This is a genomic window from Lentzea rhizosphaerae (assembly GCF_042649515.1).
In the GTDB taxonomy this organism is placed as follows: domain Bacteria; phylum Actinomycetota; class Actinomycetes; order Mycobacteriales; family Pseudonocardiaceae; genus Lentzea; species Lentzea aerocolonigenes.
In genome coordinates, this window is sequence record NZ_JBHRZI010000057.1 from 62,860 (window position 1) to 77,193 (window position 14,334).

Annotated in this window: 16 protein-coding genes; 6 read left to right on the forward strand and 10 right to left on the reverse strand. The window is 67.7% G+C overall.

Going from position 1 to position 14,334, the window contains the following annotated elements; genetic code table 11:
* Positions 1–26: 26 nt before the first annotated feature.
* From ACFOWZ_RS44805 to ACFOWZ_RS44815, 3 genes are read right to left on the reverse strand one after another with little or no spacing between them, the layout of a single operon-like run.
* A complete protein-coding gene (locus ACFOWZ_RS44805; RefSeq protein ID WP_382380309.1) occupies positions 27–1,766 on the reverse strand; it encodes a WXG100 family type VII secretion target in 1,740 nt (579 codons plus the stop codon).
* The gene (locus tag ACFOWZ_RS44810) at positions 1,763–2,071 is read right to left on the reverse strand and encodes a type VII secretion target (protein ID WP_382380311.1); all 309 of its coding nucleotides are present in this window, start codon (positions 2,069–2,071) and stop codon (positions 1,763–1,765) included. The genes ACFOWZ_RS44805 and ACFOWZ_RS44810 overlap by 4 nt, the downstream gene beginning before the upstream one ends.
* 20 nt (positions 2,072–2,091) lie before the next feature.
* Entirely contained in the window at positions 2,092–2,544 is a 453-nt protein-coding gene (locus ACFOWZ_RS44815) for a YbaB/EbfC family nucleoid-associated protein (RefSeq protein WP_030467724.1), read from the reverse strand.
* A gap of 129 nt (positions 2,545–2,673) precedes the next feature.
* On the opposite strand from ACFOWZ_RS44815, the gene ACFOWZ_RS44820 reads away from it, so the two are divergent.
* Genes ACFOWZ_RS44820 through ACFOWZ_RS44830 form a run of 3 tightly spaced genes read left to right on the forward strand, consistent with a single transcriptional unit; the run spans position 2,674 to position 5,176 of the window.
* Complete coding sequence (locus ACFOWZ_RS44820; RefSeq protein ID WP_382380313.1) at positions 2,674–3,582, forward strand: ABC transporter ATP-binding protein; 909 nt, start codon at positions 2,674–2,676, stop codon at positions 3,580–3,582.
* On the forward strand, positions 3,579–4,760 hold the full coding sequence (locus tag ACFOWZ_RS44825) for an ABC transporter permease (RefSeq protein WP_382380315.1): 1,182 nt from the start codon (positions 3,579–3,581) through the stop codon (positions 4,758–4,760). Before ACFOWZ_RS44820 ends, ACFOWZ_RS44825 begins: the two co-directional genes overlap by 4 nt.
* Positions 4,761–4,762: 2 nt before the next feature.
* Positions 4,763–5,176 carry a hypothetical protein gene (locus tag ACFOWZ_RS44830; RefSeq protein ID WP_382380317.1) on the forward strand — a complete coding sequence of 138 codons (414 nt, stop codon included), beginning with the start codon at positions 4,763–4,765 and terminating at the stop codon, positions 5,174–5,176.
* Here the strand turns inward: ACFOWZ_RS44830 and ACFOWZ_RS44835 are convergent.
* The 5 genes from ACFOWZ_RS44835 to ACFOWZ_RS44855 all read right to left on the reverse strand — a co-directional run bounded on the left by ACFOWZ_RS44835 (position 5,169) and on the right by ACFOWZ_RS44855 (position 9,948).
* Positions 5,169–6,407: a cryptochrome/photolyase family protein gene (locus tag ACFOWZ_RS44835; RefSeq protein WP_382380319.1), complete on the reverse strand. Its 1,239-nt coding sequence runs from the start codon at positions 6,405–6,407 to the stop codon at positions 5,169–5,171. The genes ACFOWZ_RS44830 and ACFOWZ_RS44835 overlap by 8 nt on opposite strands.
* Before the next feature lie 44 nt (positions 6,408–6,451).
* Entirely contained in the window at positions 6,452–6,790 is a 339-nt protein-coding gene (locus ACFOWZ_RS44840) for a hypothetical protein (protein WP_382380321.1), read from the reverse strand.
* Between the two features lie 78 nt (positions 6,791–6,868).
* On the reverse strand, positions 6,869–8,182 hold the full coding sequence (locus tag ACFOWZ_RS44845) for a citrate synthase (protein ID WP_051783382.1): 1,314 nt from the start codon (positions 8,180–8,182) through the stop codon (positions 6,869–6,871).
* Positions 8,183–8,406: 224 nt separating this feature from the next.
* On the reverse strand, positions 8,407–9,351 hold the full coding sequence (locus tag ACFOWZ_RS44850) for a carbohydrate kinase family protein (protein ID WP_382380323.1): 945 nt from the start codon (positions 9,349–9,351) through the stop codon (positions 8,407–8,409).
* Between the two features lie 6 nt (positions 9,352–9,357).
* Positions 9,358–9,948, reverse strand: coding sequence for a TetR/AcrR family transcriptional regulator (locus ACFOWZ_RS44855; RefSeq protein ID WP_030467732.1), 591 nt, complete (start codon positions 9,946–9,948; stop codon positions 9,358–9,360).
* Between the two features lie 84 nt (positions 9,949–10,032).
* On the opposite strand from ACFOWZ_RS44855, the gene ACFOWZ_RS44860 reads away from it, so the two are divergent.
* Positions 10,033–11,172, forward strand: a complete 1,140-nt coding sequence (locus tag ACFOWZ_RS44860) for an acyl-CoA dehydrogenase family protein (protein WP_382380325.1) — start codon at positions 10,033–10,035, stop codon at positions 11,170–11,172.
* Positions 11,173–11,186: 14 nt separating this feature from the next.
* Here ACFOWZ_RS44860 and ACFOWZ_RS44865 read toward each other — a convergent pair whose 3' ends face one another.
* A complete protein-coding gene (locus tag ACFOWZ_RS44865) occupies positions 11,187–11,822 on the reverse strand; it encodes a class I SAM-dependent methyltransferase (protein ID WP_382380327.1) in 636 nt (211 codons plus the stop codon).
* An 89-nt stretch (positions 11,823–11,911) separates the two neighbouring features.
* Entirely contained in the window at positions 11,912–12,358 is a 447-nt protein-coding gene (locus tag ACFOWZ_RS44870; protein ID WP_382380329.1) for a glycine-rich domain-containing protein, read from the reverse strand.
* Positions 12,359–12,640: 282 nt separating this feature from the next.
* On the opposite strand from ACFOWZ_RS44870, the gene ACFOWZ_RS44875 reads away from it, so the two are divergent.
* Positions 12,641–13,921, forward strand: a complete 1,281-nt coding sequence (locus ACFOWZ_RS44875) for a helix-turn-helix transcriptional regulator (RefSeq protein ID WP_382380331.1) — start codon at positions 12,641–12,643, stop codon at positions 13,919–13,921.
* A 14-nt stretch (positions 13,922–13,935) separates the two neighbouring features.
* Complete coding sequence (locus ACFOWZ_RS44880; RefSeq protein ID WP_382380333.1) at positions 13,936–14,304, forward strand: hypothetical protein; 369 nt, start codon at positions 13,936–13,938, stop codon at positions 14,302–14,304.
* The last annotated feature ends 30 nt before the right edge of the window (positions 14,305–14,334 follow it).

Below are 14,334 nucleotides of genomic sequence, written 5' to 3' on the forward strand. Positions count from 1 at the left end.
GACGCCCTCAGCGCAAGAACTCGAGATCACTCGCCGATGACGGGCTTCGCGGCCTTGGGCGGGTCGACCAGGGCCTCGCCCTCGATCCGCACCTTCCGCTTGTGCTCGCCGTTGCCGCCACCCTGCTGGCCGGCAGCGCCCATCGGAGCGCCGCCGCCCATCATGCCGGCGGCGCCACCACCGGCACCGCCGCCACCGGGTCCGTGCGGCGCGCCACCAGCGGCGGCAGCCGCACCACCACCGGCACCACCGGCCGCCATGACACCGGCCGCGCCACCGAACTGGGTCGGCGCGGTACCACCGGCGCCACCGCCACCGGCAGGACCACCGCCGAGGCCTGGCGGCATGCCGCCTCCGCCTCCGCCGCCCATGCCCTTGGGGATGCCGCCGCCTCCACCGCCACCGCCGCCACCACCGGCCGAGGCCGTGGTCGCGCTGTGGTCAGTGGTCGTCGGGCGGTACCAGTCGGCGTTCCCCGTGGTCGGCGTGGGGCCGAACGACGGGGGCTTGGTCACGCCACCGCCACCGCCGGCACCACCACCGGCCGCCGCGGTCGTGTCGGCGGGCTCCCAGTGACCGGGAACCCAGCGACCCTGACCGGTGCCCGTGCCGGTACCCGGACCGGAGCCCGAGCCCGAGCCGGGCGGCGTGTAGATGGGGCTGACGTGCCCGCCGGACCCACCACCGGGCGGACGGACACCGGGGTTGCCGCCCGGCGTACCGGGCGGGGTGTAGATCGGCGCCACGTGACCGCCGGCGCCACCACCCGCACCGCCGCCGACCGGGTACCCGCCGGGCGTGCCGGCACCGGGAGGCGTGTAGACGGGCGCGACGTGGCCGCCACCGGGACCGCTGCCGTGACCCCCGCCGGGGCCGCCGGTGACACCGCTGGTGAACGTGCCACCCGCACCGCTGTGGGCCTGGTTCTGCTCGGCGGACCCGAGGCCGCCGAAGCCGCCGGAGGTGGGCCGGTAGACGCCGCCACCGCCGCCACCGGCGCCCTTGTGCGCCATCGACGAGATCGCGTCGATGATCTGCTCGGCGACCTTGGCGATCTGCGAGACCTGCTTCACCAGGTCGATCAGCTTCTTGACCGAGCCGAGCAGCTTCTGCAGGAAGTCCGCCAGCTTCTTCGCGTACCTGACCGCGGTGGACACGATGTCCGCGATCGCACCCGCGATGGCCGCGCCGAAGGTGAGGACGGACGCCGCCAGCCACTGGATGATCTTCATGACCATGTCGGCGACGGCCTGGCTGATCATGTCCATGATCTGCTTGCGGACCTCGGCGACGAGCTTGCCGGCGCCCTCGACCGCGGCCGCGATGCCGTGGGTCGCCTTCGAGAGCGACTCCATGCCGTCGGCGTGCTTCTTGGCCGCCGCCCGGTAGGCGTCGGCCGCCCTGCCCTGCCACTCACGGGTCTGCTGGACGCAGATGCGTTCGTACTCGGTCGCGATGCCCTGCACCTGCTGACCGGCGGACCGGTAGGTCTGGGCCATCCTGGAGATGGACTCCGGGCTGCCGAGCAGCACGTCGAACGGCTCGCGCAGGAAGTCGACGTGCTGGATCGCCCAGCTGAACCCGGCGGCGAGGAAGCCGCTCAACGGGTTCGCGGACATGCCGACGATGCCCATGGCCGTGTTGGCCATGCCCAGGCCGGCGTTGACCCAGTCGCCGCGCTCGATGGACGAGTAGGTGTTCGAGATGTTGCTGATCAGCTGCTGTGTGTCGGCGCTGCTCTTGGCCTGTGACGCGGGGGTGCTCATCCCCGGCCTCCCTGGAAGCCGAACATGTTGTCGAGGTCGACCTGCTCGTACTGCTCGACCGTCTCCTTGAGCCCGGTCGCCATGTCCATCAGCGAGTTGGTGGCCTTGCCGAGCATGTCCTGCCCGACGCCTGCCTTCTCGAGGATGAGCTGGGCGAGGAAACCGCAGAAGACGCCGAAGGCCTCGGTGGTGAGCGAACCCGGATCGCACGTCTCGGTGGCCTTGCGCAACCGCTCGGTGAGCCGGTCCACGTTTGCGGCGTGGGCTCTCAGCTCGTCGAGATCGATGTTGAAGTGCTGCTGCATGCTCTAACCCCCTCCTGCACTCAGGCCATGACGTCGGGCGGGTTCGTGAAGTACTCGTCGTCGGGCCGCGTGTCCTTGCGCTCCAACTCCGACTTCGGTTCTTCCTCGTCGGTTCCGTCGCCCGCGTATCCGTTCGGCATCTGTGCCTTCACGAAGTCGAGCGCCGGACTTTCGCCGACGAAGTCACCCATGATCTGCACGACGCGGCCGGAGGCCTCGCGCTGGGCCTTGGTGGAAGCGGCGAGCACGGCGGATGCGATCTCGCTGGGGTCCATCCCACGGGCCTCCGGCTTGATCTGCAGGTCGGTCAGCACCCCTGTCGCGTTGACCGTCACCGTGATCAGGCCGTCCGGCGAGCTTGCGCTCCCACCCACACCGCCGAGCTGGCCGACAGCCTGCTCGGCCTGCTGCTTCGCCTGCTCGATCTTGGCCCCGTAAGTCTTGAGCCACTGATCGGGGTCGATGGTCTCCATGGTCACCCCCGTTGAGTGAATTGGTCGTTCGTTCGATTCGCCGTAGACGCCCGTATCGTTTCACTCGTTCCCTGCTCACCGATACTTTGAGTCCGATTACCACCATCCGGGCTAACGAAGGGGTACACCGTGCCTGAGGGAGTGCTGGAGATCGACCGGATCTCCAAGCGCTACGGGGAGGTCGTCGCCCTGCAGAACATGTCTTTCGACGTTCGTGCGGGCGAGCTCTTCGGTTTCGTCGGCAGCAACGGCGCCGGGAAGACCACGACCATGCGCATCGCGCTGGGAGTGCTCGCGGCCGACTCCGGCGAGGTGCGGTGGAACGGCAGAACCGTCGACCTCGACACCCGGCGCCGCATCGGCTACATGCCGGAGGAGCGCGGTCTCTACCCGCGGATGAAGGTGCTCGACCAGTTGGTCTACCTGGCCGAGCTGCACGGCATGGGCACCAACGAGGCCCACACGAGCGCGGAGAACTGGATCGCGCGTCTCGGGCTGCGCGACCGCCGCTCGGACGAGGTGCAGCGCCTGAGCCTCGGCAACCAGCAGCGCGTCCAGCTGGCCGCCGCGCTGGTGCACGAACCGGACGTGCTCGTGCTCGACGAGCCGTTCTCCGGCCTGGACCCGGTCGCGGTGGACGTGATGAGCCAAGTGTTGCGCGAGAAGGCGTCCTCCGGCGTGCCCGTGGTGTTCTCCAGCCACCAGCTCGACCTGGTGGAACGGCTGTGCGACCGGGTAGGCATCGTCAGCGAGGGGTTCATGGTCGCGAGCGGCACGGTGGACGAGCTCAGGTCGGGCGGCGTGCCGCGCCTGGTCGTTGAGTCGCCAACCACCGACTGGGCTGCCACGCTGGGTGGCGTGCGGGTGATCGAGAAGAACGGGACGCGCTGCGTGCTCGAGCTCGCCGACGGCGTGGACGACCAGGAGGTGCTGCACGCCGCGCTCGCCGCGGGACCCGTGCACGAGTTCTCCCGCCAGCGCCCCTCGCTGACCGAGCTCTTCCGCAACGTGGTGACCACCGAGGGCAGGAGCACATGACGTCGGCCCGAGCGGTCTCACTGGTGGCGAAGCGCGAGTTCGTCACGAAGGTGCGCACCAGGTCGTTCCTCGTCGGCACAGCGGTGATCATCGCCGTGCTGGCCGGGTACGTGGTGCTGCAGTCGGTGTTGTTCGACGACCAGCAACGCAGTGTCGTCGGCCTGAGCGGTCAGGCGACGCAGCTCGCGGATCCGTTGCGGGAGAAGGCGAAGTCGTTCGGCATCGAGGTCGAGACGCGGGACGTCACGACGTCGGGCAACCCCGAGCAGCTGGTGCGGGACGGCTCGCTCGACGCACTGGTGACCGGCGCGCCACCGGCGTTGAAGATGATCGTCAAGGGTTCCGGCGACGAGGTGCTGACGACGGTGCTGAACGACGTGCTGCGCCAGCAGGTCCTGGTCGCGCAGCTCGCCGAGGCGGGCATCACTCCGCAGCAGGTCGCGCAGAACCTCGCGAACGTCAGCGTCGCCGTGACCGCGCTGGAACCCGTTGACCCGCAACGAGGTCAGCGCCTCGCGGTCGGGTTGATCGTGGCCGCGCTGCTGTACTACTCGTTGCTGGTCTACGGAACGATGGTCGCGCAGGGCGTGGTCGAGGAGAAGTCCAGCCGGGTCGTGGAGATCCTGCTCGCGACCGTGCGGCCGTGGCAGTTGTTGCTGGGCAAGGTGATCGGGCTCGGCGCGGTCGGCCTGCTGCAGCTGCTGGTGATCTCCACGGTCGGGCTCGGGCTCTCGTCGGCGTTCAACGTGGTCGACGTGAGCGAGCTGGGCGGCGCGGCCCTGCTGACCGGCGTGCTCTGGTACCTGCTCGGTTTCTTCCTGTACGCCACCGTGTTCGCGGCCGCCGCGTCGCTGGTGTCCAGACAGGAGGAACTCCAGTCGGTGCTGACACCGATCAGCATGACGATCATCGTGGCGTTCGTGGCGGGCATCAACCTGATGATCGGCAGCCCCTCCGGCACCACGGTGATGGTGCTGTCGTTGCTGCCGCCGTTCGCCCCGATCCTGATGCCCGGCCGGATGGCGATGGGTGTCGCCACCTCCTGGCAGGTCGTGCTCGCGGTCGTGTTCGCCCTCGCCGCCATCGCCGCGATCACGTGGCTGGGCGGCAAGGTCTACGCGAACGCCGTGCTGCGAACGGGCGCTCGCGTGAAGCTGCGCGAAGCCCTCCGGGTCTAGGCGTGGACGCGGACCAGGCCAGGGAGCTGCTGCGGCGGCGTGTCGACGCGTACTCGGACGAGTTGTGCGACAAGGCGATGCGGATGCTCGACCAGCTGACGGCGCTGCGCGAGTCGGTCGAGACCGAGACCCGGCCGGCGGTGGACGCGGCACTCGACGCGTTCGTCGCCGCCTGCCGCAAGGTCGCCTTCGACCACGCCTTCTTCGGCTCCCGGCCCGGCCCGCGCCCGCAGTCGCTCCTGGTCGCGGCCAGCGACCAGGCCGCCGTCGACGCGGTGGTCGACGGGCTCGACTCGCTCCAGCAACTGTTCAACACCCACGCCGAGTTCCAGGAATGGGTCGACGCGAACAACAACGCGATGGAGTACCGGGCGGCGGCGACCTACGTCCAGCACGCCCGCGTGACCCTCACTTGATGGCCTGGTAGCGGTCGAGCGCGACCTGGCGTTCGACCGCGTGGTCCACGACCGGTTCCAGCTCCGCGGAGTCCGGCGCGTACTTCCGCACGTACGCGCCGTCCGGATCGAACTTCTTGGCCTGCGTCACCGGGTTGAACACGCGGAAGAAGGGCGCGGCGTCCGTGCCGCAACCCGCGACCCACTGCCAGTTGTGCTGGTTCGACGCGAGGTCGCCGTCGATCAGGTGCTCCATGAAGTGCCGCGCACCCCACCACCACGGCAGGTGCAGGTCCTTCACGAGGAAGCTCGCCACGATCATGCGGACCCGGTTGTGCATGAAGCCTTCCCGCAGCAGCTGCCGCATGCCGGCGTCGACGATCGGGTAGCCGGTGCGGCCCTGCTTCCAGGCCTCGAACAACTCCTCGTCGGTGTCGTGCTGCATCCTGTCGAACTTGCGGTCGTAGTTCTCGCGCGCCGTCTCCGGCCGGTGCCACAGCACGTCGGCGTAGAACTCGCGCCAGGCGAGCTCGCTGCGGAACGTTCCGTCACAGTCCTGCAGGAGCGTGCGGGGGTGCAGCACGCCGAACCGCAGGAACGCCGACAGCCTGCTGGTGGCGTCGAGGTCGGGCCGGTCGCGGGTCTTGTCGTAGTCGGCCAGCCGTTCGTCGCGGAACTTCTCCCACAACGCTCGGGCATCCGGGAGTGGTTCTTGGACGGCCGGAATTTTGGTGCTGTACTTCGGTTTGATCCAGTCCACAGTGGACGCGTCGGTGTCGGCTGGCTTGCGCCAGCCGTGGTCCAGCCAGGCGTTGCGGAACGGGGTGAAGACCTTGAACGGCGTTCCGTCCTGCTTGCGCACTCTGCCGGGCGTGACGGCGTAGGGCGAGCCGGAGCGGACGAGTTCGACGTCCCCCAGCGCTTCCTCGACGGCTTCGTCCCTGCGGCGCCCGTACGGCGCGCAGTCGGCGGTGATGTGGACGCTGCCCGCTCCGATTTCCTTCGCGATGCGCGGAACGGTCTTCACCGGGTCGCCTTGCACGATCATCAGCCGTCCGCCGAGTTCCTCGTTCAACGCGTGCAAACACCGGTGCAGGAAATCGATTCGGGGCTGTCCCGACGGTTTCAGCAACCTGTCGTCGAGAACGAACAACGCGAGTGCGCGAGGTGACCTTTCCGCGGCAGCAAGAATCGCAGGATGATCGGACGTCCGCAAATCGCGGCGGAACCAGACGAGCGACGGGGAACTCACCGTTCGACGCTAAAACGACCGAGACGAGTCTGCACAACGAGCGCTCAGGCGACCTCGGCCACGAGTTCGAGAGTGATCAGCCGGACCATTCGCAGGAGCCGGCCGTAGTAGTGCGCCGCGTAGGGCCGGTAGTGCTCCGACCGCGGATCGGCGAACACCGGTACCACTTTGCGCAGCTCGTCGAGGCAGAACGGCGCCAGCCACAGGACGTGCTCGTCGAGTTCGTGGTCGTTCTCCAGCCAGCTGGAAGCACAACCGGCGGCATACGCGTCGACGAGGATCAGTTCCACGCCCGCGACCTCCACGCCGCGCTGGCCGTTCGGGTACCGCAGCTTCCTGTGCTGCTCGTACAGCCGAGCGACCTCGGCCCGCACGTCCGTCACGCACCACCCCCAGAACACGCGAAAGGCGCGCCGCCCGTGGCGACGCGCCTTCAGCTTGCCAGAAGAACTAGCCCGTGATCAGCGGTTCTCCATCGCGATGAAGTCGCGCTCGGTCGGGCCGGTGTAGATCTGCCGCGGGCGGCCGATCTTGGTGGCCGGGTCGTTGATCATCTCGCGCCAGTGCGCGATCCAGCCGGGGAGCCGGCCGAGCGCGAACAGCACGGTGAAGAACTTGGTCGGGAAGCCCATCGCCCGGTAGATCAGACCCGTGTAGAAGTCCACGTTCGGGTAGAGCTTGCGGGAGATGAAGTACTCGTCGCTCAGCGCGGCCTCTTCCAGCTGCTTCGCGATGTCGAGCAGCTGGTCGTCGGCGCCGAGCTTGCCGAGGATCTCGTCGGCCGTCTTCTTGATGATCGCGGCACGCGGGTCGTAGTTCTTGTAGACCCGGTGGCCGAAGCCCATCAGGCGGACGCCGTCCTCCTTGTTCTTGACCTTGTTGACGAACGACTTCACGTCGCCGCCGTCAGCCTTGATCTTCTCGAGCATCTCCAGCACCGCGCTGTTCGCGCCGCCGTGCAGCGGGCCGAACAGGGCGTTGATGCCCGCGGAGATGGACGCGAAGAGGTTCGCCTCGGACGAGCCGACCAGGCGCACGGTCGACGTGGAGCAGTTCTGCTCGTGGTCGGCGTGCAGGATGAACAGCAGGTCGAGCGCGCGGACCAGGTCCGGGTCGAGGTCGTAGGCCTCGGCCGGGAAGCCGAAGGTCATGCGCAGGAAGTTCTCCACCAGGCCAAGCGAGTTGTCCGGGTAGAGGAACGGCTGGCCGATCGACTTCTTGTACGCGTAGGCCGCGATCGTCGGCAGCTTCGCGAGCAGGCGGATCGTGGAGATCTCGACCTGGTTCGCGTCGAACGGCGACAGCGAGTCCTGGTAGAAGGTCGACAGGGCCGACACCGCGGAGGACAGCACCGGCATCGGGTGCGCGTCACGCGGGAAGCCGTCGAAGAAGCGCTTGAGGTCCTCGTGCAGCAGGGTGTGCCTGCTGATCTTCTGCGAGAAGTCGTCAAGCTGGGCCTGGGTGGGCAGCTCGCCGTAGATGAGCAGGTAGCTGACCTCGATGAAGTTCGAACGCTGGGCCAACTGCTCGATCGGGTACCCGCGGTAACGCAGAATGCCCGCGTCACCGTCGATGTAGGTGATCTCGGAGGAGCAGGAGGCCGTGTTGACGAAACCGGTGTCCAGGGTTACCAGACCGGTCGTCGACAGCAGTTTGCCGAGTTCGATGCCGGACGCGCCTTCGGTCGCCGGCACCACCTTCATCTCGAGCTCTCCGCCCCCGTGGCGCAGCGCGACGGTCTGTGGGTCGTTCGGCGCAGTCGTCGCGTCGGGCATTCAAGTCCCTCTCAACGCTCGGACGGGGTGGCGGCAGGTCGCACGGCCTGCCGACGTCTCGGACCACCCCGTTGGGATCTGAGTCTTCAAGTTCACTCACGCTAGTCGGCGGAAGGCCCGCCTCGCAGCAGCGGTGTGAACCGATTCTGTGAGATGGGACCGGCATCACATCCGTAATGCCAGGTTTCTAGCGCGGCTCCCCCACGGTAGTCCGATCCTCCGTTTTATCCACCCAACGCGGCGGTGAGTTCGCTCGCAAAAGGGGGTTCGGCGCCTGCGCGCGAACATGTGATCGCGGCCGCAGCACCGGCGAAGGTCAATGCCGCGGTCCATTCCTCGGGTGAGAGCGCGCGCACCTTCTCCACGCTCAGCGCGTCGTGGTCGTGCAGCCACGCGAGCAGGGCACCTTGCACGGTGTCCCCGGCCCCGATCGTGTCGACCACGTCCACCTTCACGGGTGGCACGTCGACCTGTCCCGTGGCGGTGATCACCGAGAGACCGTCGCCACCTTTCGTCAGCACGACGGCGGCCGGTCCCTGTGAAATCCACGTCCTTGCGATCTCGATCACGTCCCAGGAAGGGTCACCGTCCTCGGCGAGCCACTGCGCGTCCTCGACCGAGACCTTCAGCAGGCCGACGTCCGGCAGCCACGACCGGAACCGCGCGCGGTAGGCGCCCGGATCGTCGATGAGCCCTGCCCGGATGTTGGGGTCGAGCGCGGTGAGCAAGCGCTTGCTCTCGCGCCGCAGCACCGTCTCGTAGACCGAGGCGCCGGGCTCCAGCACCAACGACAGCGTGCCGAACGACACGGCCCGAGCGTCCTCCGGCAACGGGCCGGGGTCCTCGACGAGCCGGTCGGCGGTGCCGTCGACGTAGAACGCGTAGCGCGCGGACCCGTCCTCCGCGAGCCCGACGACGGCCAGCGTCGTGTTCTCACGTCCGCGCTGGACCAGCTCCGTGCTCACCTTCGACGCGTGCAGCCTCTTGATGAGCTGCTCACCGAAGTGGTCGGTCGACACCCGCGACAGGAAGCTCGTCGGCACGTCCAGCCGCCCGAGCGCGACCGCGACGTTGTACGGCCCGCCACCCAGCTTCGGCGCGAGCGGCGCGAGCTCGTCCTCACCGACCGGCACCATGTCGACCAGTGCCTCACCAGCAACCACGATCACTGCGTTCTACTCCCTCTGGTGGGCTCCGGTCCTCTGCAGACCATCCAACAACAGTTCCCCCAGTGCGGTGAACGCCTCGGCGTCCGAAACACCTGCCCGTTTCGTGAGGACCCCGGTCTGGATGCTCTCGATGAGCAGTCCGGCCATCTCCGCGAACAACGTCGCGTGCACCTCGCGGAAGACGTGCAGCTCGACCCCGTCCTGGATGAACGCCTTGATGCGCTCGGCGGCGGCACGGGCGTTGCGCTCGTAGGTGGCGCGCGTGGGCGGGAAATCCGACACGTCCGCGATGAACGCGGCCGACGCCTTGTTGAGCTCCTCCGCAGCCCCCGCGAGGTAGCTGCCGATGCGTTTGCGCACGTCGTTGAGGCCCGCGATGCGCTTCTCGATGCGTTCGGCGGCACCCTTGAAGTACCGCCCGACCACCCGCACGGCGAGCTGCTCCTTGCTGCCGGCGAGCGCGTACAGCGTCGACTTCGAGCAGTGCAGCCTGCCCGCGATGTCATCCAGCGTGAGATGACCGAAGCCCTCGGTGAGGAAGAGAGCTTCCAACCGGGTGAGCAGCTCGGCCTGCCGCTGCGTGAGAGCCCGCGTCATAGGTGACGACCCTGCCACATTGACTGGCAACTGTACTGGCGTACGTCCTACAGTACTGCTAACAGTACTCACCGGAGGTCGACGATGCCCGCCGAGCGGCTGCTCCCCACCCAAGAGGCCGAGGACCTGATCGCGCTGGTCAAGGAGATCGCGCGGGACGAACTGAAGCCTCACGCCGCGGACGCCGAGGAGAACGAGAAGTTCCCCCGCGACGCGTTCCGCCTGCTGGGCAGGTCGGGCCTGCTCGGCCTCCCGTACCCCGAGGAGTTCGGCGGCGGCGAGCAGCCCTACGAGGTGTACCTGCAGGCGCTCGAAGAGGTCGCCTCGGCGTGGATGACGGTGGCCGTGGGCCTCTCCGTCCACGTGATGTCCTGCTACGGCCTCGCCACCTTCGGCACCCGCGAACAGCAGGACCGCTGGCTCCCCGAGATGCTCGAAGGCGAGCTCCTCGGCGGCTACGCCCTGTCCGAGGTCCAGGCGGGCTCCGACCCGGCCGCCATGTCGACCCGAGCCGTCCGCCAGGGCGACGAGTACGTCGTGAACGGCACCAAGGCGTGGATCACCCACGCCGGCGCCGCCGACTTCTACACCCTCATGGCCCGCACGTCCCCAGACGCGGGCCGAGGCATCTCCTGCTTCCTGTCCCCCGGCGAAGCCGACGGCCTGACCGCCGCCACCCCGGAACGCAAGATGGGCCTCACCGGCTCCATCACCGCGCAACTCCAGTTCGACGACGTCCGCTTCGGCACCGACCGCCTGATCGGCAACGAGGGCGACGGCCTCAAAATCGCACTGTCCGCTTTGGACTCGGGCCGCCTGGGCATCGCCGCCTGCGCAGTGGGCCTGGCCCAAGCGGCCCTCGACGAGGCAGTGGCCTACGCCAAGACCCGAACCCAGTTCGGCCGCCCGATCATCGAGTTCCAGGGCCTGGAATTCCTCCTGGCCGACATGGCGGCCGCCGTCGAATCGGCCCGCGCGACGTACATTTCAGCCGCCCGCCGTCGCGACAGGGGCCTCCCGTTCCGCCAGCAGGCGTCGATCGCCAAGCTCGTCGCCACCGACGCGGCGATGAAGGTGACGACCGACGCCGTGCAGGTTCTCGGCGGCGCGGGCTACACGCGTGACTTCCCGGTGGAGCGCTACATGCGCGAGGCCAAGGTCCTCCAGATCTTCGAAGGCACCAACCAGATCCAGCGCCTGGTGATCGGCCGAGGCCTCCGCTAGCGACGGTCTTCTGGTCAGGTCGAGGACGCCCGCACCAGGACGGTGGACGGCTTGCCGAACACGGGTGCGTCGATGATCTCGGCCGCAACCGAGCCGAAGCCCGCGGCGGAGAGAAGGTCGGCCCACCGACTCACGGGAAGATGCCACTGCCGGACGACCTGGTCAGGCCGGTCTTCCTGCGGGGCAGCCGGCGGGTGGGAGAACGCGAAGACTCCACCATCAGCCATTCTCTTTCGCACCAAGGGAAAGAGAATCTCCGGATCGGTGAACCAGACCGCGCCGAAGATCGAGTACACGACGTCGAAAGTCGTACTCGTGGTGGTGAGGTAGTCGACGGCGTCAGCGGTGACGAACTCGATGTCGCCCAGGTGCCCCCAGGCTTGGCGCGCGGTCTTGGCGCGGCTCGGAGCTATGTCGATGCCCGTGCAGATGGCACCCCTGGTCGCCAGGTGCGCGAGATTGGCCCCGGCGCCGGAACCGAGTTCCACCACGCGCTTGCCCCTGACATCTCCGAGCACGGCCTCGTCCGGTCCGTGGTCGGGATACTGAGTCCAGTTCAGCCAGGTCGACGCTCCTGCAGCGTTGAACGCTCGACGCGGCTGGTACTTGGCGGCGTACCGCTCCCAGATGTCTGCTCGGGGGCTGCTCACCAGTAGTCCTTCCTCGGAGAGTCCCTCGGCCCAGCACCCGGCAGGGCATGGGACGAGGGACCGTATCAGCGATCGTCGGGGCAACGGCGCTACTTTCCGCCGGGGCTGTCGTGGCAGCCTGCGTAGCATTGGTTGCAGTCTGCGGCCTTGGCGTTCCAGAGTTCGGCGTCCAGCGGGAACCCGGCCGCGCGGATGGCATGAATCGTGCTGTTGAGTACGAGCACGCCTTCCTCGCCATCTTCCGGCAGGTGCGGGATGTGGTGGATGTAGCGGCCGGCGTTCTCTTCGCAGAAGGCGAAGTAGTTGGGCGTGTCGAGCGTGAAGCTGTGGACGCCCTTGTCGACGGCAGGCGTGGGCCCCATCGGAACGTCCGGGTTCTCACCCGCGACCACCAGGTAGGCGACAGTCTGACCGAAGGTGCGCTCGGCCAGGTCGCGGTCCAGGTCGTGGTCGCGCATGATCAGCCGGACCTCGCGGTCCCACACCGCTGCCGACACACAGGTCCGCGGATCGCGCAGGGTCAGTGCAGTGGTCATGGCTACTTCTCCTTGTGCAGTGCGATTTCTCGAAACCGCCGCATGCGTGCGGCTCACCAGGCGTGACGAACGGGCAGTACGGCGATCGATTCACACGTGCTGGTCATCGCCACCCCTGAGCTATCTTGAGACGCGCATCACGTCACTGAGTGCACACAACCGGTAACAGGATTCGCTGACCACGACCGCTGCACGACAGGATGGCGGCACAGGACGACATCAGACGGCCTGACCAGCGGAAACACGACCGGGGTAATTCGGATCGGCGGCACGGGAGGCTCAATGGCAGCGGAAGAGCAGCATCCCCTTGCACGACGCCGTCTCGACCTCGGCTACACGCAGGAAGGTCTGGCTGAAGAAGCGGGCGTCGACTGTCGGACGGTGCAACGGTGGGAAGCCGGTGAACGCGTTCCACAGCCGTGGAGGCGGAACCGACTGGCCAAGGCGTTGCAGCTCACCAGAGCGAGACTTGATGATCTCCTGGAGGAGACCGCTGGCGGTACACGTTCCCGCGGCTGCAGGGCAGACTGGAAGGCGGCATTCAGCGCTGGCCACGACCCTGACCTTCCGGAGATTGACGACATGCACCGTCGTGAAGCGCTTCGCGTGTTCAGCACGGTCGGCACCATGCTGGCGCTGCGATCTCCCGACGACATTGCCGCCGACGGCGACGACACGGACTACGCCCAGCTCAACAGCCACCTCTGGCGGGTTTACGCACTGGCCTCGTCAAAAGCCGAGGTGCTGCCTCTGGTGCACACCCAGCTAGGCGTGCTGACCACCGAACTTCAGGGCACTCACAGCTTGGCAGTCAAGCAGCAGATCTGTGCCGCCGCCGGCGACCTGTACCAACTCAAAGGCGAAATCCACTTCGACGGCAACGACTACACACGAGCCGCGGACAGTTACAGCCTCGCAGCCCTTGCCAGCGAAACCGCCGAGAACTTCGACCTGTGGGCATGCGCCATGACGAGGCATGCCTACCTCTCGGTCTACGAACGCCGTTTCGACCACGCAGCACCGATGCTCGACCTGGCCGCCGAACTCGCCCGCCGGGGCAACCCCGGCTTGTCGACCCGGCACTGGGTCTCAGTTGTCCAAGCCGAAGCATTCGCGGGCCTTGGCCACATCAACGCCTGCCAGCGCGCACTCGATGCCGCCGAAGCCGTTCGGACTCTGACCGGCACCGTCCACAACGGCGGGTGGCTCCGCTTCGACGGCACAAGACTCGCAGAGGAGCGCGGCACCTGTTACGCCGCCCTTGGAAGACATGACCTCGCCGAGGCGGCGCTCAGCGACGCGCTGAAACAGAAACTCACCACACGACGCCGGGCAGGCGTGCTCACAGATCTCGCCAGCATCGGTGCCCAGCGCCACGATCCAGACCGCGTGGTCGCCCACGCCAGCACCGTTCTCGCCGAGGCACACGCGACCGGTTCCGAGGTCGTCCGGCGCAAGCTCACCGGCCTTCAGCGCCATCTCGGACCACTGCTCGGCGACAAGAGGGTGCAGTTGCTCAACAGGGAGATCACCGCACTGACGGCGCTTCCCGCCGCTCGATAGGACAGGAGAACCACGTGCAGGACGACCGCGGCCGCGTGTTCCGCGAAGCCTGGATCGCAGGCGTCAACAAGTACTTCCCCGGCACACCGAAGGACAGCTACATCACGCCGTGGGACACGACGCCGGATTGGGAGAAGTCCAGCGCGACCGCCGTCTACGACCAGGTTGTGGCGTTCATCAAGGCCGGTGACGACGCAACCAAGCTGACCCGCGCACAGAAGGGTCAGTTCGTCGCGGTCTGCTGGATCGTGCAGATCTACCGGCACATCGCCGATCCCAAGCCCGGCTACGTCGCCGACTGGGACAAGCTGCCCGAGTGGCAACAACAAACCGACTGCGACATCTTCGAAGCCATTGAGCAGCAGGTCTCCACAACCAGCTAGAACCCGCACAAAAGCCGGTTGAAGTCACCG

What these genes read in the sequence shown, in the direction of transcription:
- ACFOWZ_RS44805 (WP_382380309.1), bottom strand. Translation starts at nt 1,766, where the DNA reads ATGAGCACCCCCGCGTCACAGGCCAAGAGCAGCGCCGACACACAGCAG.
- ACFOWZ_RS44810 (WP_382380311.1), bottom strand. Translation starts at nt 2,071, where the DNA reads ATGCAGCAGCACTTCAACATCGATCTCGACGAGCTGAGAGCCCACGCC.
- ACFOWZ_RS44815 (WP_030467724.1), bottom strand. Translation starts at nt 2,544, where the DNA reads ATGGAGACCATCGACCCCGATCAGTGGCTCAAGACTTACGGGGCCAAG.
- ACFOWZ_RS44825 (WP_382380315.1), top strand. Translation starts at nt 3,579, where the DNA reads ATGACGTCGGCCCGAGCGGTCTCACTGGTGGCGAAGCGCGAGTTCGTC.
- ACFOWZ_RS44845 (WP_051783382.1), bottom strand. Translation starts at nt 8,182, where the DNA reads ATGCCCGACGCGACGACTGCGCCGAACGACCCACAGACCGTCGCGCTG.
- ACFOWZ_RS44855 (WP_030467732.1), bottom strand. Translation starts at nt 9,948, where the DNA reads ATGACGCGGGCTCTCACGCAGCGGCAGGCCGAGCTGCTCACCCGGTTG.
- ACFOWZ_RS44860 (WP_382380325.1), top strand. Translation starts at nt 10,033, where the DNA reads ATGCCCGCCGAGCGGCTGCTCCCCACCCAAGAGGCCGAGGACCTGATC.
- ACFOWZ_RS44870 (WP_382380329.1), bottom strand. Translation starts at nt 12,358, where the DNA reads ATGACCACTGCACTGACCCTGCGCGATCCGCGGACCTGTGTGTCGGCA.
- ACFOWZ_RS44875 (WP_382380331.1), top strand. Translation starts at nt 12,641, where the DNA reads ATGGCAGCGGAAGAGCAGCATCCCCTTGCACGACGCCGTCTCGACCTC.